This window comes from Pseudoxanthomonas sp. F37 (assembly GCF_022965755.1).
Taxonomy (GTDB): domain Bacteria; phylum Pseudomonadota; class Gammaproteobacteria; order Xanthomonadales; family Xanthomonadaceae; genus Pseudoxanthomonas_A.
Genome location: NZ_CP095187.1, coordinates 2,489,705 through 2,510,675, shown reverse-complemented (window position 1 = coordinate 2,510,675; position 20,971 = coordinate 2,489,705). Strand labels below are relative to the sequence as shown.

General features: G+C 70.3%; 27 protein-coding genes. 17 read left to right on the top strand and 10 right to left on the bottom strand.

The features are described 5' to 3' along the window. The first annotated feature begins 22 nt into the window (after positions 1 to 22). The 8 genes from MUU77_RS11690 (at position 23) to ligD (ending at position 9,023) form a co-directional block, all read left to right on the top strand. Positions 23 to 1,384 (top strand): aminodeoxychorismate synthase component I, encoded by a 1,362-nt coding sequence (locus tag MUU77_RS11690; protein ID WP_245086992.1) that lies wholly within the window; start codon positions 23 to 25, stop codon positions 1,382 to 1,384. A gap of 285 nt (positions 1,385 to 1,669) precedes the next feature. Then, positions 1,670 to 2,737, top strand: coding sequence for an endolytic transglycosylase MltG (mltG, locus tag MUU77_RS11685; protein ID WP_245086990.1), 1,068 nt, complete (start codon positions 1,670 to 1,672; stop codon positions 2,735 to 2,737). Continuing rightward, positions 2,734 to 3,396 (top strand): dTMP kinase, encoded by a 663-nt coding sequence (gene tmk / locus MUU77_RS11680; RefSeq protein ID WP_245086988.1) that lies wholly within the window; start codon positions 2,734 to 2,736, stop codon positions 3,394 to 3,396. Before mltG ends, tmk begins: the two co-directional genes overlap by 4 nt. Next, on the top strand, positions 3,393 to 4,379 hold the full coding sequence (locus MUU77_RS11675; protein WP_245086986.1) for a DNA polymerase III subunit delta': 987 nt from the start codon (positions 3,393 to 3,395) through the stop codon (positions 4,377 to 4,379). Before tmk ends, MUU77_RS11675 begins: the two co-directional genes overlap by 4 nt. A 22-nt stretch (positions 4,380 to 4,401) precedes the next feature. Further along, positions 4,402 to 4,755: a PilZ domain-containing protein gene (locus MUU77_RS11670; protein ID WP_162110216.1), complete on the top strand. Its 354-nt coding sequence runs from the start codon at positions 4,402 to 4,404 to the stop codon at positions 4,753 to 4,755. 94 nt (positions 4,756 to 4,849) lie between these two features. Further along, positions 4,850 to 5,770: a Ku protein gene (locus MUU77_RS11665; RefSeq protein ID WP_245086984.1), complete on the top strand. Its 921-nt coding sequence runs from the start codon at positions 4,850 to 4,852 to the stop codon at positions 5,768 to 5,770. A gap of 4 nt (positions 5,771 to 5,774) precedes the next feature. Further along, positions 5,775 to 6,401 (top strand): GIY-YIG nuclease family protein, encoded by a 627-nt coding sequence (locus MUU77_RS11660; RefSeq protein ID WP_245086982.1) that lies wholly within the window; start codon positions 5,775 to 5,777, stop codon positions 6,399 to 6,401. 75 nt (positions 6,402 to 6,476) lie between these two features. After that, a complete protein-coding gene (ligD, locus tag MUU77_RS11655; RefSeq protein ID WP_245086980.1) occupies positions 6,477 to 9,023 on the top strand; it encodes a DNA ligase D in 2,547 nt (848 codons plus the stop codon). On the opposite strand, the gene MUU77_RS11650 is transcribed toward ligD, so the two are convergent. Together MUU77_RS11650 and MUU77_RS11645 are read right to left on the bottom strand one after the other, a co-directional pair. Then, a complete protein-coding gene (locus MUU77_RS11650) occupies positions 9,018 to 10,013 on the bottom strand; it encodes a DNA topoisomerase IB (RefSeq protein ID WP_245086978.1) in 996 nt (331 codons plus the stop codon). The genes ligD and MUU77_RS11650 overlap by 6 nt on opposite strands. 6 nt (positions 10,014 to 10,019) lie before the next feature. After that, positions 10,020 to 10,307 carry a hypothetical protein gene (locus MUU77_RS11645; protein WP_245086976.1) on the bottom strand — a complete coding sequence of 96 codons (288 nt, stop codon included), beginning with the start codon at positions 10,305 to 10,307 and terminating at the stop codon, positions 10,020 to 10,022. A gap of 188 nt (positions 10,308 to 10,495) precedes the next feature. On the opposite strand from MUU77_RS11645, the gene MUU77_RS11640 reads away from it, so the two are divergent. From MUU77_RS11640 to MUU77_RS11620, 5 genes are all read left to right on the top strand, one after another. Continuing rightward, entirely contained in the window at positions 10,496 to 11,149 is a 654-nt protein-coding gene (locus MUU77_RS11640; RefSeq protein ID WP_245086974.1) for a hypothetical protein, read from the top strand. 302 nt (positions 11,150 to 11,451) lie between these two features. Continuing rightward, positions 11,452 to 11,727 (top strand): hypothetical protein, encoded by a 276-nt coding sequence (locus MUU77_RS11635; protein WP_245086972.1) that lies wholly within the window; start codon positions 11,452 to 11,454, stop codon positions 11,725 to 11,727. Between the two features lie 158 nt (positions 11,728 to 11,885). Further along, complete coding sequence (locus tag MUU77_RS11630; RefSeq protein WP_245094419.1) at positions 11,886 to 12,566, top strand: hypothetical protein; 681 nt, start codon at positions 11,886 to 11,888, stop codon at positions 12,564 to 12,566. Positions 12,567 to 12,722: 156 nt separating this feature from the next. Then, positions 12,723 to 12,941 carry a polyprenyl synthetase gene (locus tag MUU77_RS11625; RefSeq protein WP_245086969.1) on the top strand — a complete coding sequence of 73 codons (219 nt, stop codon included), beginning with the start codon at positions 12,723 to 12,725 and terminating at the stop codon, positions 12,939 to 12,941. Further along, entirely contained in the window at positions 12,938 to 13,078 is a 141-nt protein-coding gene (locus MUU77_RS11620) for a hypothetical protein (protein ID WP_245086968.1), read from the top strand. The genes MUU77_RS11625 and MUU77_RS11620 overlap by 4 nt, the downstream gene beginning before the upstream one ends. 95 nt (positions 13,079 to 13,173) lie before the next feature. Here MUU77_RS11620 and MUU77_RS11615 read toward each other — a convergent pair whose 3' ends face one another. Both MUU77_RS11615 and MUU77_RS11610 read right to left on the bottom strand, forming a co-directional pair. Further along, positions 13,174 to 13,422, bottom strand: a complete 249-nt coding sequence (locus MUU77_RS11615; RefSeq protein ID WP_245086966.1) for a hypothetical protein — start codon at positions 13,420 to 13,422, stop codon at positions 13,174 to 13,176. Then, positions 13,419 to 13,730: a hypothetical protein gene (locus MUU77_RS11610; RefSeq protein WP_245086964.1), complete on the bottom strand. Its 312-nt coding sequence runs from the start codon at positions 13,728 to 13,730 to the stop codon at positions 13,419 to 13,421. The genes MUU77_RS11615 and MUU77_RS11610 overlap by 4 nt, the downstream gene beginning before the upstream one ends. Before the next feature lie 315 nt (positions 13,731 to 14,045). Here MUU77_RS11610 and MUU77_RS11605 point away from each other — a divergent pair, with 315 nt between their 5' ends. Further along, on the top strand, positions 14,046 to 14,492 hold the full coding sequence (locus MUU77_RS11605) for a fasciclin domain-containing protein (protein WP_245086962.1): 447 nt from the start codon (positions 14,046 to 14,048) through the stop codon (positions 14,490 to 14,492). Between the two features lie 109 nt (positions 14,493 to 14,601). Here the strand turns inward: MUU77_RS11605 and MUU77_RS11600 are convergent, their stop codons facing one another. The 3 genes from MUU77_RS11600 to MUU77_RS11590 are packed head-to-tail and all read right to left on the bottom strand — an operon-like array spanning position 14,602 to position 15,715. Continuing rightward, positions 14,602 to 14,826, bottom strand: coding sequence for a hypothetical protein (locus MUU77_RS11600; RefSeq protein ID WP_245086960.1), 225 nt, complete (start codon positions 14,824 to 14,826; stop codon positions 14,602 to 14,604). Next, positions 14,823 to 15,242, bottom strand: coding sequence for a VOC family protein (locus tag MUU77_RS11595; protein ID WP_245086958.1), 420 nt, complete (start codon positions 15,240 to 15,242; stop codon positions 14,823 to 14,825). The genes MUU77_RS11600 and MUU77_RS11595 overlap by 4 nt, the downstream gene beginning before the upstream one ends. Beyond that, positions 15,239 to 15,715, bottom strand: a complete 477-nt coding sequence (locus tag MUU77_RS11590) for a helix-turn-helix transcriptional regulator (RefSeq protein WP_245086956.1) — start codon at positions 15,713 to 15,715, stop codon at positions 15,239 to 15,241. The genes MUU77_RS11595 and MUU77_RS11590 overlap by 4 nt, the downstream gene beginning before the upstream one ends. A 124-nt stretch (positions 15,716 to 15,839) precedes the next feature. On the opposite strand from MUU77_RS11590, the gene MUU77_RS11585 reads away from it, so the two are divergent. Further along, complete coding sequence (locus tag MUU77_RS11585; protein ID WP_245086954.1) at positions 15,840 to 16,706, top strand: alpha/beta hydrolase-fold protein; 867 nt, start codon at positions 15,840 to 15,842, stop codon at positions 16,704 to 16,706. A 98-nt stretch (positions 16,707 to 16,804) separates the two neighbouring features. Then, positions 16,805 to 17,059 (top strand): hypothetical protein, encoded by a 255-nt coding sequence (locus tag MUU77_RS11580; RefSeq protein ID WP_245086952.1) that lies wholly within the window; start codon positions 16,805 to 16,807, stop codon positions 17,057 to 17,059. A 7-nt stretch (positions 17,060 to 17,066) separates the two neighbouring features. Here MUU77_RS11580 and MUU77_RS11575 read toward each other — a convergent pair whose 3' ends face one another. Beyond that, positions 17,067 to 17,693, bottom strand: coding sequence for a hypothetical protein (locus MUU77_RS11575; protein ID WP_245086950.1), 627 nt, complete (start codon positions 17,691 to 17,693; stop codon positions 17,067 to 17,069). A gap of 121 nt (positions 17,694 to 17,814) precedes the next feature. Between MUU77_RS11575 and MUU77_RS11570 the strand changes: the two genes are divergently transcribed. Continuing rightward, positions 17,815 to 18,342, top strand: coding sequence for a GNAT family N-acetyltransferase (locus MUU77_RS11570; RefSeq protein ID WP_245086948.1), 528 nt, complete (start codon positions 17,815 to 17,817; stop codon positions 18,340 to 18,342). A gap of 18 nt (positions 18,343 to 18,360) precedes the next feature. On the opposite strand, the gene MUU77_RS11565 is transcribed toward MUU77_RS11570, so the two are convergent. Together MUU77_RS11565 and MUU77_RS11560 are read right to left on the bottom strand one after the other, a co-directional pair. Beyond that, positions 18,361 to 18,759 (bottom strand): hypothetical protein, encoded by a 399-nt coding sequence (locus MUU77_RS11565; protein ID WP_245086946.1) that lies wholly within the window; start codon positions 18,757 to 18,759, stop codon positions 18,361 to 18,363. A 15-nt stretch (positions 18,760 to 18,774) separates the two neighbouring features. After that, positions 18,775 to 20,850, bottom strand: coding sequence for a 3-hydroxyacyl-CoA dehydrogenase NAD-binding domain-containing protein (locus tag MUU77_RS11560; protein WP_245086944.1), 2,076 nt, complete (start codon positions 20,848 to 20,850; stop codon positions 18,775 to 18,777). Positions 20,851 to 20,971 lie beyond the last annotated feature (121 nt).

Genomic DNA, 20,971 nt, shown 5'->3' with positions numbered 1-20,971 from the left:
CTTTGGCCGGAACGACGATGGCATGATCGAAACCCGCGCACTTCCCGCCACCACCGACCTGCTGGCCCTGCATCGGCAGGACCCGCGGCGCTATCCCGTGCTGCTGGAATCGGTGGCGTCGGGCACCGCGCAGGGGCGCTGGGATTTCCTGCTGGTGGCCGATGGCACGGGGCTGCGGCTGGATGCCGACGGCATCACCCGCGATCTGGCGGGCGGGGTGGAGGCCGGTGATTTCCTCGCCGCGCTCGACCGTCACTGGCAGGCCCAGCGCACGCCGCGCGAGGAGCCGCGCTGGCCGTTCCGGGGCGGCTGGGCGTTGCTGCTGGCCTACGAACTGGCGCAGCAGGTCGAACCGGTCCTGCACCTGCCGCAGACCCCCGCCACCCAGCCGGTCGCGCTCGCCCTGCGCTGTCCCGCCGCCGTCCTGCGCGACCGGAGCACCGGCGATTGCGTGGTGGTGGCCGAGGCCGGGCAGGGCGACCTGATCGCACGCACGCTCGCCGACGTGGCGGCGTCGACGCAACAGCCGGACCTGCCCGCTTGGCAGCCGCCGGCCCGCATCGACGAAGACGCCCCCGACGCCTTCACCGGGGGCGTGCGGCGCATTCTCGATTACCTGTGCGCGGGCGACATCTTCCAGGTCAACCTGTCGCGCGCCTGGCAGGCGCGCTTCGACGCGCCGCTGGATCCGGCGGCGTTGTACGCGCGCCTGCGCACCGCCAATCCGGCGCCGTTCGCCGGCCTGTTCGCCACGCCGGACTGGACGGTGGTGAGCTCATCGCCCGAAAGGCTGGTCTCCGTGCGCGGCGAGGTGGTCGAAACCCGGCCCATCGCCGGCACGCGACCGCGTTTCGAAGGCGACGACGATGCCGCACGCATCCGCGAACTGGTCGGGCACCCCAAGGAACGCGCCGAACACGTCATGTTGATCGATCTGGAACGCAACGACCTGGGACGCGTGTGCGTGCCCGGCAGCGTGCAGGTGGACGAGTTGATGACGGTGGAGAGCTATGCGCACGTGCACCACATCGTCAGCAACGTGCGTGGCCACCTGCGTGCGGATGCCACGCCCGGCGAGGTGATCCGCGCCACCTTCCCCGGGGGGACCATCACCGGCTGCCCCAAGGTGCGCTGCATGCAGATCATCGCGGAACTGGAGCAGGTCCCGCGCGGCGCGTACACCGGCGCCTTCGGCTGGCTCAACCGCGACGGCGACCTGGACCTGAACATCCTGATCCGCAGCGCCGAGGTCGTGGCCGATGGTGCCGGCAGTGTGGCCCGTTTCCGTACCGGCGCCGGCATCGTCGCCGATTCGGTCCCGGACCGGGAACTGGACGAGACCCGTGCCAAGGCCCGCGGCTTGCTGAAGGCCCTGGACGCCTGATCGCTGATGCCTTCTCCCTGCGGGAGCGGGGAGAAAGTGCCGAAGGGCGGATGAGGGGCGACGGCGACGACGTGAGGCCCGTCCTCCGTGTCTTGCCGGGTGCACCTCTCGCCAAGATGCCTGCGGAGCTTTCCCGCACCGCGGCATCGCCCGACGTCGTCCCGTCCCCGCATCGATCTTCGGCTGCTGCAGGGGCGGGGGAGCGAACCGCTTTGGCGACCGCGCCTACAGCCTGAGACGGCGACCGGGTATCCTGCACGGCCTGCTTCAAGCACCGAGGACTACGTGGCGTCAGCTCTCAAGCGCGGTTGCCGCTTCATCGTCATCCTGTTCGCCCTGCTGCTGGCCGTGGCGGTGGGGGCCGGCCTGTGGTTGTGGCAGGGGCACCGCGGTTTCGCGGATGCGCCCATCGGCGGCGCGACGGCCGGTGCGACGGTGGAAGTGGCCTCCGGCGACGCCTTCCCCACCGTCCTGCGCAAGCTGCGCGAGAACGGGGTGTCGCATGGCACCGACCTGCAGTGGCGCCTGCTGGCGCGCCAGACCCATACCGCCAGCCAGCTGAAGGTCGGCGAGTACGCCCTGGAACCCACGCTGACCCCGCGCGAACTGCTGCAGCGCATGCGGGAAGGCCGCACGCTGCAGTACCGCTTCACCCTGGTGGAAGGCTGGAACATCCGCCAGGTCCGCGCAGCGCTGCGCAATGCCTCGCCGCTGCAGCAGAAGACCGCCGACCTGAGCGATGCCGAGCTGATGGCGGCGCTCGGCCATCCCGGCCAGCATCCGGAGGGGCGCTTTCTGCCGGAGACCTACGTCTATACACGCAGCGAGTCCGACCTGGACGTGCTCAAGCGCGCTTACGCCGCCATGGAAAAGGCCCTGGCCGCCGCCTGGGAAGCGCGTGCGCCCGGCATTCCGCTGCAGTCGGCCGAGGAGGCGCTGATCCTGGCCTCCATCATCGAAAAGGAAACCGGCATCGCCGAGGAACGTCCGGCCATCGCCGGGGTGTTCGCGCGCCGGCTGAAGATCGGCATGCCGCTGCAGACCGATCCCACCGTCATCTACGGCATCGGCAGCGGCTACGACGGCAATATCCGCCGCCGCGACCTGACCACCGACACGCCCTACAACACGTATACCCGCAAGGGCCTGACACCCACGCCCATCGCCATGCCGGGCGCGGACGCGCTGCGGGCGGCCGTGGATCCGGCCGACGGCGACGCGCTGTACTTCGTCGCGGTCGGCGATGGCAGTGGCCGGCACGTCTTTTCGGCCACGCTCGCCGAGCACAACGCCGCGGTCGCGCGCTACCTGGTCACCCGCCGCGAGACCCTGCGCAAGGCGGAAGCGCCATGAGCGAGGCCGTGCTGACCCAGCCGCGCCTGATCACGCTGGAAGGCGGCGAGGGGGCCGGCAAGACCAGCGCCATCGCGGCCATCCGCGACCGCCTGCAGGCGGCCGGCCACGAGGTGGTGCTGACGCGCGAACCCGGCGGCACGCCGCTGGCCGAGCGCATCCGCGAGCTGCTGCTCAATCCGCAGGACGAAGCGCTGGCGCCGGAGACCGAACTGCTGCTGATGTTCGCCTCGCGTGCGCAGCATGTGCGCGAAGTGGTGCGCCCTGCGCTGCGCCGCGGCGCGTTCGTCGTCAGCGACCGCTTCACCGACTCCAGCTATGCCTACCAGGGCGCCGGCCGCGGCCTGGACCCGGAGTGGATCGCCGCACTCGAGCGCCGCGCAGTGGGCGTGAAGCCGGGGCTGACCCTGCTGCTCGACCTGGACGTGCGTGAAGGCCGCGCGCGCACCGCCGGCCGCGACCTGTGGCCGGACCGCATCGAAAGCGAGCAGGACGATTTCTTCGAGCGGGTGCGCGCCGGGTTCCGCGCGCGCGCCGCTGCCGAGCCGCAACGGTTCCGCGTGATCGATGCCGCGCAACCGCCGGCCGGCGTTGCGGCCGCGGTGGAGGCGGCCATCGGCGCCTACCTGCGCACCCTCACCGACAGCGACCTGGCATGAGCGCCCGCGCCGCCACCTTCTCGCCCTGGCAGCAGCGTGCCTACGACCATGCGGTCGCGGCGCTGGAGGCCGGCCGCCTCGGCCACGGCCTGCTGGTCTGCGGCCCTGCGGGCCTGGGCAAGCGCGCGGTGGTGGACCGGCTGGCGCGCCGCGTGCTGGCGCAGCAGCGCGATGCGCGGGGCGAACCCGCGCCGAACGACCGCAGCGCGCACCTGATCGACGCCGGCACCCATCCCGACCTGCAGGTGGTGTCGTTCGCGCCCACCAAGGACGGCAGCAAGCTGCGCACCGAGATCGTCATCGACCAGGTGCGCGAGGTCGCCCAGAAACTGGCGTTGACGCCGCAGTACGGCCAGGCGCAGGTGGCGATCCTCGACCCCGCCGACGCCATCAACCGCGCGGCCTGCAACGCGTTGCTGAAGACCCTGGAAGAGCCGGCCCCGGGCCGCTACCTGTGGCTGATCAGCGCACAGCCCGCGCGCCTGCCGGCGACGATCCGCAGCCGCTGCCAGCGCATCGAGTTCCGGCTGCCGCCACAGGACGAGGCGCTGGCCTGGCTGCAGGCGCAGGGACATGCCGAGCGCGACGCGGCCCGGGCACTGGACGCCGCGCGCGGCCACCCCGGCCTGGCGGACGACTGGCTGCGCCACGACGGCCTGGCCCTGCGCGAAGCCGTCGCGCGCGACCTCAAGCGGCTGGAGCAGGGCGAGATCGGCGTGGTGGAGACCGCGCAGCGCTGGGCCAACGACGAACTGGCCGATGCGCGCCTGCGCCATGCCGCCGATCTTGCGCTGGAGCAGGCCGGCCGCGTCGGCTTGACCGATCCGGCGCGATTGAACAAGCTGGCCACCTGGTTCGACGCCGCCAATCGCACCCGCGACCTGTTGCGGACCACGGTGCGCGCCGACCTGGCCATGGTGGAACTGCTGCTGGCATGGGCCGGCAGCGACCGCGAACGCGCTGTCGGCGCGCGGCGCGGCTGACCGACACGCACGGAGACGGGGAATGAACGCAGCAGGTGGACGGCAGGGCATCCTGTCACTGGCAGTGAAGGACAAGGCCGCGCTGTACAACGCCTACATGCCGTTCGTGAAGGGCGGCGGCATCTTCGTGCCCACGCCCAAGCGCTACTTCCTCGGCGACGAAGTCTTCCTGCTGCTCACGCTGCCCGAGTCCAGCGACCGGCTGCCGGTGGCCGGCAAGGTGGTGTGGGTGACGCCTGCCGGCGCCCAGGGCAACCGCGCGGCCGGCATCGGCGTGCAGTTCGCCGAGACCAGCGAAGGCGAAGCCATCAAGAACCGCATCGAGACCATGCTGGCGGGCAGCCTCAGCGGCGAGAAGCCCACGCACACCATGTAAGGCGCGGCCGCGTCGCGCGCGGCCACTGGCTTTCACGCGGGCTTTCGTCCCGGCTGGCCAGCATGCAGGCCTCCTTCCCCGTGGCAGGCACTCCATGGCGCGCCCCATCTGGACCGGTACCCTCTCCTTCGGTCTGCTGAACATTCCCGTGTCGCTGATGTCCGGCGAGCGCAAGGTCGATATCAGCTTCCGCATGCTGGACTCGCGCGACAGGAAGCCCATCCGCTTCGAACGCGTGAACGCCGAGACCGGCGAGGAAGTCCCGTGGAAGGACATCGTCAAGGCGTTCGAGTACGACAAGGGCAGTTACGTGGTGGTGGAGAAGGAGGACATCGCTTCGGCCGCGCCGCAGACGCACGAATCGGTGGACGTGGAGGCCTTCGTCGACCGCGACGAAATAGGCATCCGTTTCTACGAGAAACCCTACATCCTGGTACCCGGCAAGAAGGCCGAGAAGGGCTATGTGCTGCTGCGCGACACCCTGGCCGGCACCGGCAAGGTGGGCGTGGCGCGGGTAGTGATCCGCACCCGCGAATACCTGTGCGCCGTGGTCCCGGAGGGCGATGCGCTGGTCCTGATGATGCTGCGCTATCCGCAGGAACTGGTGGAACCGGACGAGTACAAGCTGCCCACCGGCAAGGCATCGGATTACCGCATCACCGCCAAGGAGCGCGAGATGGCCGAGAGCCTGATCGGTTCCATGTCCGCCGCCTGGACCCCCGGGGACTACCACGACGAGTTCCGCAAGCGGCTGGAAGCCATCATCAAGAAGCGGATCAAGGCGCGCGGCGCCACCACGAAGATCGTCCCGGACGAGGCGGCCGAGCACGAGGACGCGGCCACCAACGTGGTCGACTTCATGGCGCTGCTGCAGAAAAGCCTGGACACCAAGAAACGCACGCCGGCCAGGAAGACCGCCGCGAAGAAGGCACCGGCGAAGAAGGCGGCACGCAAGGCGACGAAGGCGGCGAAGAAGGCCCCGGCCACGCGCGCGCGCAAGGCGGCGTCGCGCTGAGCGCATGGCGGGCGGGCGGCGCATCGTGCCGGTGGACGGCATCGGCACCGGCGCCGACGGCGCCGCGTGGCTCTACGTGCTGCCCTGCGCCTACGAGGACCACGCCAAGCTCGGCATTGCCGCCGACCCCATGGTGCGCATGCGCGCGTTCTCGCCGCGCTACTACGCCTTCTTCGACCTGGAGCGCGGCTGGCTGGCCCGATCCGGCAGCACGCGCGAGGCGCGCAGTTGGGAGACGCGGCTCAAGCGTGCCCTGCGCGCGCATGCCGCGCCCCCGCCGCTGACCGTGCCCGCGCGCGCTGCGGGGCGCACGGAATGGTTCCGTGGTGCGCAGGCACGACTGCAGGAGGCGCGCATGGCGTTGCACGACGAGGGCATCGCCGTCCATCCGTTGCGCGAATGGGTGGCGCAGCGCCTGCATGCCCAGCGCGACCTGCTGCAGTCGGGCGAATCGGCCGCCGTGGCGCAGTTCGGCCCGGTGGATGCCTGGCCGCCCGCGCATGCCGGTGCGCCGTGGCGCACGCTGCGCGATGCCCTGGATGCCTACGCGGCCCTGGAACTGCCGCTCGACGGTGCGGTATCGCCGGCATTGCAGGCCTGGCACGCGCGCAACAGCCTGTCGCCCCGCTGAAACGGCTCGCATGCGAACCTGGCCCTGCACGTCGTGTTGACGCCGCGCGCGCCATAACACCGGTGAGGAGCATGCATGAGCCTGCAGGAATACCGCCGCAAGCGCCGCTTCGACCGCACGCCCGAGCCGTCGGCCGAGGGGCACCGTGCGCGCAGCCAACGCCCCATTTTCGTGGTCCAGCTGCACCATGCCAGCCATCGCCACTACGACTTCCGCCTGCAGGTGGGCGACACGTTGAAGAGCTGGGCGGTGCCGAAGGGGCCCAGCTTCGATCCCGAGGTGAAACGGCTGGCCGCCGAAGTGGAGGACCACCCCCTGGACTACGCCGGCTTCGAGGGCGAGATACCGAAGGGCCAGTACGGCGGCGGCCATGTCGCCACGTTCGATCGCGGCCTGTGGACCACCGACGGCGACGCCGAGGCGCAGCTGGCCAAGGGACACCTGCGCTTCCGCATGTTCGGCCAGAAGCTCAAGGGGGGCTGGCACCTGGTGCGCACGCCCACGCCGGCGCGACAGCCGCAGTGGCTGTTGTTCAAGGAGCGCGATGCGTTCGCCGGTCCGCGCGAAGCCGACGACCTGCTGGACGACGTCACTCCGCCCCCCGGTGCGTCGGCTCCGCGCAGGCCCGGGCGGCCCGCGCGCAAGGCGGCGCGACCTGCGGCTGCGTCCGTCAGCTGGGCGCGTCGCGCGGCGCGGCTGGATCGTGCGCGCGCCACCTCGCACCGCCCGGCGTTCCGTGCGCCCCAGTTGGCGAAGCTGCAGCAGCAGGTCCCCACCGGTGACGACTGGCTGCACGAGGCCAAGTGGGACGGCTACCGCCTGATCGCCGAGATCCGGCGCGGGCGCGTCCGCCTGTGGTCGCGCAACGAGCGCGAGTGGACCGACAAGGCACCGGAGATCGTCGCCGCACTCGAAGCGCTCGGTCTGGGCGAGGCGGTGCTCGACGGCGAACTGGTCGCCGGCGCCGGCCGGCAGGAGGACTTCGGCCTGCTGCAGGCCACGCTGTCGGGCGAGAAGAACGCCACCCTGTCCTACGTCCTGTTCGACATCCTGCAGGTGGACGGCGTGGACCTGGCCGCCAGTCCGCAGTACCAGCGCAAGGCGCTGCTGGCCGAGATCATGAAGTCGCCGCCGGACCGCCTGGTGTACAGCTCGCACATCGTCGGGCGTGGCGAAGAGGCCCTGCAGATGGCGCTGGAGCGCGGGCTGGAGGGCATCATCTCCAAGCGCGCCGACGCGCCCTACCATGGGGGGCGCGGCGATGCCTGGCGCAAGATCAAGCAACGCGATGCCGAAGAGTTCGCCGTGGTCGGCTTCACCGCGCCGAAGGGTCGGCGCGCCGGGCTGGGCGCACTGCTGCTGGCCGCACCCGACGGCGCCCGCGGCTGGCGCTATGCCGGGCGCGTCGGCACCGGCATGAGCGATGCGCTGCTCGATTCCTTGTCCACGCAGCTGGCCAAGGGCGCGCGCGCGACGCCCACCGCCCGGGTGGACGTGGACGATCCCGAACTGCGCCGCGCGCGCTGGGTCGTGCCGCGCCTGGTCGCCGAGGTGTTCCATCATGGCCGCGGCAATCAGGGCCTGCTGCGCCAGCCCGCGCTGAAGACCATCCGCCGCGACAAGCGGCCGGCGGACCTGCGTGAAGCACGTCCCGCCGCCGGAGATGCCACCATGCCCGCCAAACGCACCCGCGCCGCCGACGCCAGGATCGAACTGACGCATCCCGAGCGCGTGGTCTTTCCGGACAGCGGCATCACCAAGCGGCAGGTGTTCGACTACTACCGTGCGATGGCGCGCTGGCTGCTGCCGGAGCTGGAAGGGCGCCCGCTGTCGGTGGTGCGATGCCCGCAGGGCGCAGGGCGGCCGTGCTTCTTCCAGAAGCACCACACGCCCGGCATGGATCGCGTGGAGGCGGTGCCGCTGGAAGAGGAGGGCGGCACGCGCGCGGATTACCTGGTGGTGCGCGATGAAGCCGGCCTGCTCGAACTGGTGCAGTTCAATGCGCTGGAATTCCATCCCTGGGGTGCGCGGGCCGACGCTCCGGACCTGGCCGACCGCATCGTGTTCGATCTCGACCCGGGCCCCGACGTGGCGTGGCAGCGCGTGGTGGAGGCCGCGCGCCTGGTGCGCAAGCGCCTGCGTGGCCTGGGGATGACCTCGTTCGTGCGCACGTCCGGCGGCAAGGGCCTGCATGTGGTGGTGCCGCTGAAGCCGGCCTGCCCCTGGCTGCAGGTGAAGGCGTTCGCGCACGCCTTCGCCGACGCGATGGCCGGCTCCGATCCGCTCGCCTACGTGGCCACCGCCACCAAGAAGTTCCGCAAGGGCAGGATCTTCATCGACTACCTGCGCAATGGACGCGGTGCCACCAGCGTGGCGTCGTTCTCGCTGCGGGCGCGCGAAGGCGCGCCGGTCGCCATGCCGCTGCGCTGGGAGGAACTGGGCCGCATCAAGGGCGGCGATGCCTATACGCTGACCAGCGCGCCGCGCCGCATGGGCCGGTTGCGCGCGCATCCGTGGGGCGACTATGGCCGGCGCAAGCAGGACCTGGCCTCGGTCAGCAAGGCGCTTTCCGCACTGGAGGAATCACCCGTGCCGGAAAAGCGGCGCCGCAAACCATCATGACCCGCGGCGCGCGCGCCTGAGGAAGCGGCTCGCCGCCTGTTCCCATTGCCGGGGGCCGCGCGCGTTCGCCGCCACGCGCTGCAGGCGGCCGTCTTCCCAGCCTTCGAACACGCGCGGGTCCACGTAGCAGCGCTCGCAGATGCGCGGGGTGTTGCCGAGGATGGCGGCGGTGGCGCGCAGGACCTCCATGCAGGCCTGCCGGCGGGCGCCTTCCGCCTCCGGCACGTCCATCGTCGCCAGTGTGCGGAAGGCGAACAGCGTGGCGCCCCAGGTACGGAAATCCTTCGCGGTGAACGGGCCGCCCAGCACGTCCTGCAGGTAGGCGTTGACGTCGCCGGAACCGATGCGCTGCACGGTGTCGCCATCGCGGTACTGGAACAGCGCCTGCCCGGGCAGTTGCCGGCAGCGGCGCACGAGCCGTACCAGGCGGGCATCGTCGACGCGCGCTTCCATCACCTTGCCACCCTTGCCGCGGAAGGCGAAGCGCACTTCGCTGTCCGCGATGAAGCGCGCATGCACGTTGCGCAGCGTGGTGATGCCATAGGAGCCGTTGGTCTTCTGGTAGCTGGCGTTGCCCACGCGCAACAGGGTCTGGCCCAGCAGGGCCACCACCAGCGCCACGACTTTCCCGCGCGGAAACCCCGGCAGCGCCAGGTCGGCGCGGACCCGGCGGCGCAGGCGGGGCAGGGCATCGGCGAAGGCGAGCAGGCGGTCGTACTTGCGTGCGCCGCGCTCGGCATGCCAGTGGCGATGGTAGCGGTACTGCTTGCGGCCGCGCGCATCGCGGCCGGTGGCCTGCAGATGGCCGTTGGCCTGCGCGCAGATCCACACATCGGTATAGGCCGGCGGGATGGCCAGGCGACGGATGCGCGCCAGCGTGGCCGGTGCGCGCACGCGGCGCCCGCGCGCATCCAGGTACACGAAGCCGCGCCCGCGCCGTTGCCGTCGCAGGCCCGGCATCGCGTCCGTGGTGTGCAGCAGGCCCGCCATCGCGCCTCAGAATTCGTCCACGTATTCCAGCACCAGGCCGTACTGGCCTGCGATGTCGGCGGCGGCCTCGCGTACTCGGTCGGCGTGCGGCGACAGCACTTCGATCTCCAGGGCGCGCACATCGCCGCCGCGGTCGTCCATCAGGCCGGCGGAACTGGAATCCTCATCGTCCATGTGCGGCATCAGGTCGGCCAGTTCCTCCGCCCGTTCCACGCCCTCCATGCCGTGCAGGTCGGCCAGAAGGGCATCGAATCCGGTGCGCGGCCCGGTGGCCCGCAGTCTGATCATGGTCATGGCGTTCCTCTGCGCGCGGCGCGTCTGTGTCCGCTGCGAACTTAGGCGTGGCGGGGTCACGCTTCCGTGAAACCGCCGCCGACGCGCCGGACGGTGTTCAGGCTGTGCGTACCGCCCGCCACCGCCACGTGGCCGCCGCGCATCGCGCTACCATCGGCGCCGGATTTCCATTCCTGCGGGGAACCAGGATGAAGAGGAGGCAAGGAATCGCAGCCGGCTGCAGCGGCGCCCTGCTGTGGCTGGCGTTGCTGTGCGTGCCGCTGTGGGCACAGGCGCAGGCGCTGCACAGCCTGCGCGTGTTGCCGCATGCGGGGGGCGACAGCTCGTTTTCGGGATGGCGGCACGAAGGGCCGGTGCCGCCCCAGCTGACCATCCCGCTGGAGCTAGGCGATGAGGTGTACGGCACGACCCTGCAATTGCAGCCCGCCAAGCCGGGTGCAACCTGGCGCGTACGCGTGCAGTACGAAACCAGTCTGGGCCTGAGCGCGGAAGGGCCGCACCTGGACCTGACCGGCTGGAAGCATTGCGTCTCCGACTGGGTAGCGGCGGAGGCGCGGGATGAGGTGTCGTTCGTGTTGCCCACGCCCCCGGCCGAGCAGCACGCGTGCTTCCCGCCCTACACGCAGGGTGAATTGGCGCAGGCGGTGCGCGCGCACACCGCGGCGCAGGGCGACCCGTCGCAGGCGGACGACTGGATTGCGCGCATCGGCCAGGGCGACGCGCTGGGCACGGTGGTGCCGTTCGTGGCGATCAGCACGGTGCGGGTGCGGGTGGAAGTGCTGCGGAAGGGTGGATGGGTGGTGGTATCGACGCTGGCGTTCCTGCCGCCGATGGGGTGTTGAGGCGTCATCCGGCGCGTTTTCCTTCGACCCCTGCTTCCGCACGAGGCGTCCGGCGGGGCGTGCAGCGCGGCCCGGGAACGCAGTTGGACATCGCGGACGCACGCAAGGACTGTGCGGCTATCCCGGGCGCGACTGCGAACGGGGTCAACAAACCGGTGGATTTTCCGTATTCCAGGCCATCAGGCCCGCGGATTCCATCTTCACGACTTGTCCACGTACTCCAACATAAGCTGAAGTGGACTTGCGGCTACCGCTGAAAAGGTCGCTATATTCCGGGGCCCCAAGACGAAGGAGGATTGGAAATGTTTACGACCACCAAGAAGAAACACCTGGCCATGGCGCGTGTGCTCGGCGTGGCGATCGTCGCTGGCGTGGGCCTTGCCGGCTGCGCCACTTACGACGACGAGTTCGCCACCATCAACTCGCGCCTGGACCAGCTCGACACCCGGGTGCAGGGCGCGGCGCAGAGTGCCGAGTCCGCCAACCAGTCCGCGCAGCAGGCCAACCAGCGCCTGGATCAGATGGAAAGCCGCGTCCGGCAGCTCGAAGAGGCGCCGCGCCGCGTGCCGCGCGGTTAATCGTTCCCGCACGCGTTGTGACGAACGGTTTGAACCCGGAACCCGGTGGCCCTTGCTGGCCACCGGATTCTTCTCTTTTTCCGCTTTTCGTTTCAAGGAACCGTCCCATCCGCACGTTCATGCATTCCTCGATCCGCAGCGCCTGTGGCGCACTGGTATTGGCGTTGGCGTTCACCAGCCCCGATGCGGCACGTGCCGAAGAAACCGGCGCAGGAACCGTAGCGTCCGTCGACCTGCTTCCGCCTGACCAGGAAGTGTCCGAGACGGTGATCGAGCTCGCCGGTTGGGTGGTCGCCAGCAAGGACAGCGAAGGTTATCCGTTCGCGGTCATGGACAAGGCGTCTGCGCAGATCCTGGTGTTCGGCGGCGATGGACGCCTTCGCGGAGCAGCACCCGGCCTCTTCGGCTCGGCCATCGGCGATCACACGGCCCCCGGCATCAGCGGCCTTGCGCTTCGCGAGATTCCGGGCCGCGACCGCACCACCCCTGCCGGCCGCTTCGTGGGCGGCTATGGCCCGTCCATCGACGCCGGTCGCGTGCTGTGGGTGGATTACGATTCCGCGGTCTCGATCCATCCGACGGCGACCGGCGTCCCGGCCGAGAGGCGCGTCGAGCGCCTTGCCTCGCCTTCGCCGGACGACAACCGCGTCACGCACGGCTGCATCAACGTCGCACCCGAGTTCTACGAGCAGGTCATCCGCCCGACGTTCGAGCGGGGCGGGGTGTTCTACATCCTGCCGGACAAGGACTCATTGGCGGAGACCTTCCCCGAGTTCGTGCGCAGTCGCGCCACTGCGCAAAGCAGCAAGGGACGACGCGCACGCTCCGCGCGCCGGTGAACGGCGCGTCGCCGCATCGCGTCTGGCCAGCGACGCGCCCGGGCGGCTGACACGCTCGCGGCTCAAGCCACCCGCCCCGGGTCGTCCGTGCGTCCGCCCACCTGATCCTGCCGTCGGGGCGCACAATGCGCTCCCTTCATTCGATCTGGATCACCCATGAACACCCAAGCCATCCTCAGCGCCGCCCTGCGGGAAGCGGGTTACGGGCCTGACGCCATCGGCTCGGCCTTGCCCAGGATCCTGCGCATTCTGGAAGCCGAGGACGTGCGCATCGAAATGGGGCGCCCGCTGTCGCGCAAGGAGCGCGAGTACGTGCGCCTGCAGCTCGAACTCGGACTGGGGGTATCCGAGATCGTCGCTGCCATGAAGAAATGAACCGCGGCGCGGCCTCGCGACCGCATCGCACTGAAGTGCCCGCAGGCTCGCTGGATGTCATCGACGCCGCACTCGGCGTGCGCGATACCGGGTTCGCCAACCCGGTCGGCCTGTCCCTGACGAACGCCGCCCACTGAGCAAGATGGGCGACAGGTCCGCGGCCTGCTGCCGCCAGGCCGTGGTCGTCTTCACGGGGCACCGCGACTGCAGTGGCTCCTGTGGACGGGCCGGGTCACGCAATCTGCGCGATGCCCGGCCAGTCCGGGTGGCGGTTCGAGGCATACCATTGCTGCGCGCGCGACAGCGCCTCGGGTTTGCTCAGGTCGGCCTGGGCGAAGACGAACCAGCGCACGTTCCCCGCGCGGCTCTGCTGCTCGTGCACCAGACGGTAGGCGTTCAGGCGCGAATCCATGTCGGGGTCCAGGCGGCCCCCGACGTATTCCACGCCTTGCGGTGAAATGACCAGCGAAATGCTGCTCATGGCCGCGCGGCCTGCACGCCCCCCTGCCACTGCATCACTACCACGCGCCGCGCCGGTGGCGCCGCACGCTTGTGCTGGACGGGGTGCCCGGACCAGAAATGGACCTCGTTGCGGACGTGCAGGCTCACCCGTGCGGTGACACGCTGCACGAAGGTGGCCTGGGCCACCACCCGCGACGGCTCCGTGGGCTCGCCGGGAATGGGCCAGCCTTCGTTCTCGGCGCATTGCACAGCGTGGTCCTGCAGCGCGTGGGTGGCGCCCGGGAACGGGGATTCGTTCGAGACGACGCGATGTCGCTTGATGTTCATGAGGCGGCTCCGGCAAATGTGCGGGCCGGCACAGGGCGGGCGCGGGAGGTAACCGGCATCGGAATCCCGCGTGCAGCCACGCTAGCACGTCGGCGCGCAGCGCTGGACACATTCGGACGGACGGGCCTCACACCGTGATAACACCGGAAGGCGCAGGTTGGTGGCGTTACGGTGCAATACCGTATCGGCTGCTCAGCCGCGCAACACCTCCTCCTACTCTCCGCATTGAGTTTGTGCCTGGCATCTTGCCCGGCCACGGCCTTGGCCGTCCGCTCGACCCGTAACGGGTCCACTCCGCAGGAAATTCCCATGCAAATGCAACAGAAAGAAGGCCTCGCCCAACAGAACCTGGTGGGCACGCTGAAGAACAACAAGTCCTTCTCCACTTTCGTCAACGCCATCGACAAGGCGGGCCTGACGGCCTCGCTGGACGGCACCGAGCAGTACACCCTGTTCGCGCCGACGGATGAAGCGTTCTCGGCCCTGCCGGCCGGCGCGCTGGATCGCCTGCTGCAACCCGCCAACAAGGACGAACTGGCGTCACTGGTCAACTATCACCTGGTCAGCGGCCGCAAGACCACGGCCGATGTCGGCAAATGGCAGTCGGCGCGTACGGTGCAAGGACAGGCCGCACCCGTGCAGGTGGCCGAAGGCAGGCTGAGCATCGGCGGCGCGCACGTCACCCGTCCGGACATCATGGCCCGCAATGGCGTGATCCACGGCATCGACAAGGTGAACATTCCGGAAGCCAAACCTCACTGAGGGGTGGTTGCAACGGAATGCCGGCGGCGGGGAGAAATCCCCGCCTTTTTGTTTTGCGCGCTGCGCCGTCGGCGGAGGAACAGGATCCTGGCCCGGCCTGCGCGGCCTGTCAGTGCGCCGCGCCGTCGGCATGCCGGCGCTGCAGGTAGGGCAGGGCGAACAGATGCAGCCCGGTGAACAACTGCAGGAACAACGGTGGCAGCGGCGCGTACGTCACCCAGGGCGGCGGCTCGCCCTGGGCGGCCGCGCGCCAGGCGAAGTTCAGCGCCACCGTCAGCGTGAACACGATGGAGAGCCCGCGGTGGCTCTGCCGGGACACGCGCGCCAGGCTCATGCCGTCTCCTTGCGCTGGCGTTCGATCATCTTCCAGCCGTTGCCGGACGGATCGCGGAAGCCGGCATCGACCTGGCCGTAGCGGCTGATGGGTTCCTGGATGAATTCCACGCCCTTCGCGCTCAGCGCCTGGTAAGCGGCACGACAGTCCTGCACCTGCAGCACCAGCGGCGGCATGGCGCCCTTGGCCACCAGCCCGTGCAGGGCCTCGGCGGTGGCGGCGTCGTGCACCGGTGGGCCGGGCCGGAACAGGCCCAGCTGCAGCGTCGGTTGTTGCGGGTGCTGCACCGTCAGCCAGCGATAGTCGCCGTTGCGCACATCCGCCTGGACGCGGAAGCCCAGCCGGTCCACGTAGAACGCCAGCGCCTCGTCCTGGTCGCGCACATAGATGCCTACTACTTCGATGCCTTCGCTCATGGAGCCTCCTCGGTCGGGGCAGCCACCTTAGTCGCGCCCGCCCGCCGGCGCTTCTCCAGAACTGCGCTCTTCAGGTCCGGACGCTCCACGGCGCGCACCACGCACTCGGGCATGCCGCCGCGAGCGTGCACGGCCTTGCGCGCGCGCAGGCGGCACTGGCCCGGGCTTTCGCCGGTGATGTCGCGGAAGATCCGGCCGAAGGTGCCGATGCTGCGCCAGCCGGTCTGCAGCGCGATGTCGATGACGGGCGCATCGGTGTCGCGCAGCAGCGCCGCGGCGCGTTCGATGCGCCGCGTCAGCAGGTAGCGGTGCGGCGGCAATCCGAAGGCCTGTCTGAAGGCGCGGGCGAAGTATGCCGGCGAAACCGCGCTGAGCTCGGCCAGCCGCGGGATGGGCCAGTCCTGGTCGGGAGCGGCATCCATGCGGTCCTTCGCGCGCAGCAGCCGGCGCAGCAGCTCGGGACGTGGGTTCACCGGGGAGGATGCTTTGCTTGTACGGGGCGGCCATTGTGCCGCGTCCGCGCCGCCGGCCGACGGGGCGATAATGGCGGAGCCCGCCGGCCGGGCATCGAGGGAGGTACTGCGCATGATCCGCCGCATGAGGTTTCTGCTGCTGTGGCTGCTGGCCGCCGCGATGCCGGCGGCCTGGGCGGCGCCGCCCGTGCCTGCCGCCCCGGACGGTGCGGGCGTGCGGGGGCCGCTGGCGCACCTGCCGGCGCTGAAGGGCGACTATTTCCCGCTGACGGACCGCGGCTCGGGGCGCGCGCACCACATCTTCGTGCGTTACCCCGAGGGCTATGACGCCGCCGCGCCGACGCGCTACCCGGTGGTGTACGTCCTGGACGGCGACAGCCTGTTTCCGCTGCTGGCGCCGACCCACCTGTTCCTCCACTACGACGAGCAATTGCCCGAGGCGATCATCGTGGGCATCGCCTATGGCGGCTTCGACCCGGCCATCAACCGGCGCAATACCGACTTCACCGCGCCGGGGCCGGACGCCACCCCGGAGCAGGGCGGGGCGCCGGGTTTCCTGGCCTTCCTGCGCGAGCAGCTGGTGCCCGAGGTGGAGCGCCGCTACGCCGCCGACCCTGCACGGCGCATCCTGCTGGGACAGTCGCGTGGCGGCTACTTCGTTTTGTGGTCGGCGCGCGAGGCGCCGGACCTGTTCTGGGGACGCATCGCCAGCAATCCGGCGCAGGGCCCGGCGCGGGGGCAGCTTTTCGCGCCGGCCCTGGCGCATGCGCGGCGGGACCTGCGGGTGGCGGTGGTCAGCGGCACCCGCGACACCGATGCGCGCCGGCAGGTCGCGCGCGAGTGGGCCAGTGCCTGGTCCGCGCGGCCCCAGGCGCCCTGGCAGGTGGCACTGATCGAGCTGGAAGGCGGCACGCACGCGGCCACCATCGGCGAGGCCTACCGGCGTGCGATGCGGTGGCTGTTCGAACCGGCCGGCCCGACACCGCACTGAAATCGGGGACCGTAACCGCGTTCACGCTTTGGCGCCGATCGTCGGACGGCCGGGTCTGGTGTAACACAACCGGCATGCACGGCCCTTACCCTGCGGTCATGGACACGTTGGCCGACATCCGGGCCGTACTGGCCGCCGCCGGGGAACGCATCGAACGCGGTGCGCTGCGCGAGGAGCCGCGCGTGTTCATGGACCGGCTGTGGCGACAGGTGTACGACACCGCCCCCGACGACCTGCAGCCCTACGTGTGGGCGCGGCTGGCGGATTTCTCCGCGCAACTGGGGCTGGTGGGCGAGCTGCCCGCGCATCGCAGCCCGGTACGCGCGCCGCCGGACGTGTTCGCGCGGCGCTGACCCGCGCCTAGCGTGCCGGCGGATCCCACAGGCGCTCGTCCACCGGGGTTTCGGAAAGGCCGCGCAGCAGCGTCATCACCATCTCGTTCTCGCTGACCCCGTTCTGCCGCGCCAGCTGCTTGAACACGTCTTCGCTCATGGTGGTCAACGGGATTAGATTGAAGCGCCAGCCGCCCGGCTCGCGCTCGAACTCGAAATCGATGGGCAGCTCGGTGGCGCCGATCTTCAGCCGCGCCGCCGCATGGTCGCCGCCCACCTGCACGGTGCCCAGTTCGCTGCGCTCCACGCCCTCGCGACCGATCCAGCCGCGGTCCACCGCGTGGGTGAACACCCGCCGTCCGTCCATCGCGCGCAGATCGGCGGCGGGCACGCGGGCGCGGATGATCAGCACCTGCAGGCGCTCGGTCATGGGCAGCGCTTCCAGCGCGGTGCGTGGCGCGGCCAGCGCCAGTTCGCGGTAGCGCGCGTACTCGCGCAGCGTGCCGGCGGTGACGTGGTCGGCGGCGCGCTCGCCCTGCCGGGCCAGCACGGCCGCCTTGTACGCCGCGAACGTGGCGCGCACGGCGGCTTCGTCGTCGGCCGCGCGCGCGAAAAGCGGGATGAGCAGCAGGCTCAGGATCAGCCAGCGGAGCATGGGAACATCCGGAACAGGGGGCGCCATGGTAGGCGATGTGCGACCGCAGGGCTCACCTTGGCCTCATCCGCACGGTCTCCGCGTTTTTTCGTGGCATGGAAGCACGTACCATGCACGGTGCATGAAAACCGAAATCCGACCCGCGCGGCTGTCCGAAGCCGCTGAACTGTCCGCGATGATGCGGCGCACCTTCCTGGCCGCCAACGGCCATTGCAGCACACCCGAGAACGTCGCGGCCTTCGTCGCGCAGGCCTATACGCCCGAACGGCAGGCGCAGGAGATCCGCGACCCGGACACGCTTACGCTGCTCGTCGAGCAGGACGGCGTATGGGCGGGCTTCGCGCAACTGCGCTGGGGCACGCTGCCGCCCACCGACGTGGGCCTGCAACCCACGGTGGAGCTGGCGCGCATCTACCTGGACGATGCCTTCCACGGACGCGGCATCGCAGCGGTGCTGGTCTCGCACCTGCTGGCCGCCGCGCGCCTGCGGGGCTCGCGCTCGGTGTGGCTGACGGTGTGGCAGGAATCGCCGCAGGCGATCCGTTTCTGGCGCAAGCACGGCTTCCAGATCGTCGGCCGGTCGATCTTCCACGTGGGCGACGACCCGAAGGAAGACTGGGTGATGGCGCAGGTGCTGCCGGAGGGCTGATCCGCGGCGCGGGGGTCGTCAGGACTCCGCGCGCCTGAGCTGCAGGGTGTAGTCGCCGGGCGGCAGGCCTTCGATGTGCAGGCGCAGGCTGACCGGACGAATGCAGGCGGGAACGGGGCGGCCGGGTTCGGTTTCCGCGACGTGTACGTTCACCGTCGCACTGAGCGTGGTGCCCTCGCGCGCGACCTGGAGGACGTCGATCGGGTCGAGGGACTCGCGCGAGGACAGCCAGATGTCCTGCTCAAAGGTCGTGCGCGAGCCTTCCACATGCGTGCGCAGGGCGGTGTCGGCCTCGCCGCCGCAGCCGCCCGTACGCTCATGGACTTCCAGCACGCCGGACAGCACGGCGGCATCCGGCGCGGTCGCGGCGGGCGCCGCCCCGAGTGCCAGGGCCAGCAGCAGGTCGGCGAAGGCCATGGTGCTCGCTTCCGGTCAGATCGTGGGCGTGCGCAACACGGGGTTGTCCCAGCCCGGGCGCGGCGCGAAGCGGTCGCCGTGGCGCGCCTGCAGCGCCTTGAGCTTTTCCAGCAGCGCGTCGGGACCGACCGCCTTGACGTGTTCGATCGGGCCGCCGCGGAACGGGGCGAAGCCGGTGCCGAAGATCACCCCGGCATCGAGCAGGTCGGCATCGGCGACCACGCCGTCGTGCAGGCAGGCGACCGCTTCGTTGAGCAGCGGCAGGATCAGCCGGTCTTCCAGGTCGTCCGGCGCCTTGTAGTCCGACGGCACCTGCGGTTTCACGGGCCTGCTGCCCTTGTCGGTTTGTTCCCACTTGTACAGGCCCTGGCCGTCCTTCTTGCCGCGCTTGCCGGGTTCCACCGTCGCCAGCGCCGCCGGCACCGTCAGGCCGAGGAAGGGCGACAGCTCCGCACCCACGCCCTGGGCCACGTCCAGGCCGACGGTATCGATCAGCTCGATCGGGCCCATCGGCATGCCGAACTTCACCGCGGCCTTGTCGATGACCGGGCCGGGGATGCCTTCGGCGTAGGCGGTGGCGGCTTCCAGCATGTACGGGAACAGCACGCGGTTGACCAGGAAGCCGGGCGTACCGGCGACCGGCACCGGGAACCTGTCCAGCGCCTTGCAGAACGCGGCCAGGCGCCTGACGTTGGCCTCGTCCAGTGCGTCGTGCTGCACGATCTCCACCAGCGGCATCAGGGCGACGGGATTGAAGTAGTGCAGGCCGGCGAACTGCGCCGGGCGCTGGATGTGCTCGCGCAGTTCGGTCAGCGGGATCGACGAGGTGTTGGTGGTCAGCAGCGCGTCGGCCTTCAGGCGCGGCTCGACGGTCTGGTAGAGCGCGCGCTTGGCTTCGGGGTTCTCGATGATCGCCTCGATCACCAGGTCGGCCTGCGGCACGCCATCGCCGCCCAGATCGCCCTTCAGGCGCGCGGCCACGGCCGGGCGCTTGCTCTCGTCCTTCACCTTCTTGGCGAACAGTTCCTGCGCCCGCGACAGGGCCCCGTCGATGAAGCGCTGCTCACGATCCTGCAGGGTGACGTTGAAGCCCTTGTAGGCCGACCACGCCGCGATGTCGCCGCCCATCACGCCGGCGCCGACGACGTGCACGTGGGCGATGCCGTGATCCTTCCCGCCCAGGCCCTTCAGGCGTTCGGTGAGGAAGAAGATGCGGATCAGGTTGCGCGCGGTCGGCGTGCCGGCCAGCTTCACCACCGCCCTGCGCTCGGCGTCCAGGCGGCCCTGGATGCCCTTGCCGCCGGCCGTCTTCCAGGCGTTGATCAGCGCATAGGGCGCGGGGTAGTGCGCCTTCGGCGCCTTGCGCGCGACCTGCTTGGTCATCTGCGGCGCGAGGATCTGGCGGGCGAGCCAGCTGTTGCTGATCCAGCCGGTGAAGCGCTGCTTGAACGGGCGCTGCGGGCGCGAGCCGATCAGCGCCACCGCGGCATCCACCAGCACCGCCGCTTCGGCGATCTTGTCGACCAGGCCCATGGCCTTGGCCGAACCGGCCGACAGCGTGCGGCCGGTGAGCATCATGTCCATCGCCTTCGGTGCGCCCACCAGGCGCGGCAGGCGGGCGCTGCCGCCCCAGCCGGGGAAGATGCCCAGCTTCACTTCGGGCAGGCCGATGCGGGTGGACGGGTCACTGCTGGCCACGCGGTAATCGCAGGCCAGCGAGATCTCGGTGCCGCCCCCCATGCAGAAGCCGTGGATCGCGGCCACGGTGGGGCAGGGCAGCTCGGCCAGCTTCTGGAACACGGCCTGGCCGCGGCGGATCGCGTCGTTGACGGTGCCCTTGCGGTCGAACGCCTGGAATTCCTTCAGGTCCGCGCCGGCGATGAAGCCGCTGGCCTTGGCCGAACGCAGCACCACGCCCTTGGGCGGATCGATGGACAGGCGTTCCAGGATGTCGGCCAGTTCGATCAGCACGTCCTGCGAGAACGCGTTGACGCTGGCGCCCTGGCGGTCGAAGGCCAGCACGACGATGCCGTCGGCACGCAGCTCGGTCTGCCAGTGACTGAATCGCAGCCCATCGAAGTTCGCGGCCATGCAGGGACCATCCGTTCACGTATGGATAAGGCCGCTATCATCCCGAGGTTGTTTCATCCCCGTCAAATCCACATATCAACGAGAACGTCGTCACGGGCGTGACCGGCGGCAGGGGGATGTT

Bases quoted from the DNA above. Each gene is read 5' to 3' on its own strand.
- MUU77_RS11580 (WP_245086952.1), top strand. From the start codon at position 16,805: ATGGACACGTTGGCCGACATCCGGGCCGTACTGGCCGCCGCCGGGGAA.
- MUU77_RS11665 (WP_245086984.1), top strand. From the start codon at position 4,850: ATGGCGCGCCCCATCTGGACCGGTACCCTCTCCTTCGGTCTGCTGAAC.
- MUU77_RS11565 (WP_245086946.1), bottom strand. From the start codon at position 18,759: ATGGCCTTCGCCGACCTGCTGCTGGCCCTGGCACTCGGGGCGGCGCCC.
- MUU77_RS11625 (WP_245086969.1), top strand. From the start codon at position 12,723: ATGAACACCCAAGCCATCCTCAGCGCCGCCCTGCGGGAAGCGGGTTAC.
- MUU77_RS11575 (WP_245086950.1), bottom strand. From the start codon at position 17,693: ATGCTCCGCTGGCTGATCCTGAGCCTGCTGCTCATCCCGCTTTTCGCG.
- MUU77_RS11615 (WP_245086966.1), bottom strand. From the start codon at position 13,422: ATGAGCAGCATTTCGCTGGTCATTTCACCGCAAGGCGTGGAATACGTC.
- ligD (WP_245086980.1), top strand. From the start codon at position 6,477: ATGAGCCTGCAGGAATACCGCCGCAAGCGCCGCTTCGACCGCACGCCC.
- MUU77_RS11660 (WP_245086982.1), top strand. From the start codon at position 5,775: ATGGCGGGCGGGCGGCGCATCGTGCCGGTGGACGGCATCGGCACCGGC.
- MUU77_RS11610 (WP_245086964.1), bottom strand. From the start codon at position 13,730: ATGAACATCAAGCGACATCGCGTCGTCTCGAACGAATCCCCGTTCCCG.
- MUU77_RS11635 (WP_245086972.1), top strand. From the start codon at position 11,452: ATGTTTACGACCACCAAGAAGAAACACCTGGCCATGGCGCGTGTGCTC.
- MUU77_RS11690 (WP_245086992.1), top strand. From the start codon at position 23: ATGATCGAAACCCGCGCACTTCCCGCCACCACCGACCTGCTGGCCCTG.
- MUU77_RS11620 (WP_245086968.1), top strand. From the start codon at position 12,938: ATGAACCGCGGCGCGGCCTCGCGACCGCATCGCACTGAAGTGCCCGCA.
- MUU77_RS11675 (WP_245086986.1), top strand. From the start codon at position 3,393: ATGAGCGCCCGCGCCGCCACCTTCTCGCCCTGGCAGCAGCGTGCCTAC.
- MUU77_RS11605 (WP_245086962.1), top strand. From the start codon at position 14,046: ATGCAACAGAAAGAAGGCCTCGCCCAACAGAACCTGGTGGGCACGCTG.
- MUU77_RS11640 (WP_245086974.1), top strand. From the start codon at position 10,496: ATGAAGAGGAGGCAAGGAATCGCAGCCGGCTGCAGCGGCGCCCTGCTG.
- MUU77_RS11560 (WP_245086944.1), bottom strand. From the start codon at position 20,850: ATGGCCGCGAACTTCGATGGGCTGCGATTCAGTCACTGGCAGACCGAG.
- MUU77_RS11670 (WP_162110216.1), top strand. From the start codon at position 4,402: ATGAACGCAGCAGGTGGACGGCAGGGCATCCTGTCACTGGCAGTGAAG.
- MUU77_RS11645 (WP_245086976.1), bottom strand. From the start codon at position 10,307: ATGACCATGATCAGACTGCGGGCCACCGGGCCGCGCACCGGATTCGAT.
- MUU77_RS11585 (WP_245086954.1), top strand. From the start codon at position 15,840: ATGAGGTTTCTGCTGCTGTGGCTGCTGGCCGCCGCGATGCCGGCGGCC.
- MUU77_RS11570 (WP_245086948.1), top strand. From the start codon at position 17,815: ATGAAAACCGAAATCCGACCCGCGCGGCTGTCCGAAGCCGCTGAACTG.
- MUU77_RS11600 (WP_245086960.1), bottom strand. From the start codon at position 14,826: ATGAGCCTGGCGCGCGTGTCCCGGCAGAGCCACCGCGGGCTCTCCATC.
- MUU77_RS11650 (WP_245086978.1), bottom strand. From the start codon at position 10,013: ATGGCGGGCCTGCTGCACACCACGGACGCGATGCCGGGCCTGCGACGG.
- tmk (WP_245086988.1), top strand. From the start codon at position 2,734: ATGAGCGAGGCCGTGCTGACCCAGCCGCGCCTGATCACGCTGGAAGGC.
- MUU77_RS11595 (WP_245086958.1), bottom strand. From the start codon at position 15,242: ATGAGCGAAGGCATCGAAGTAGTAGGCATCTATGTGCGCGACCAGGAC.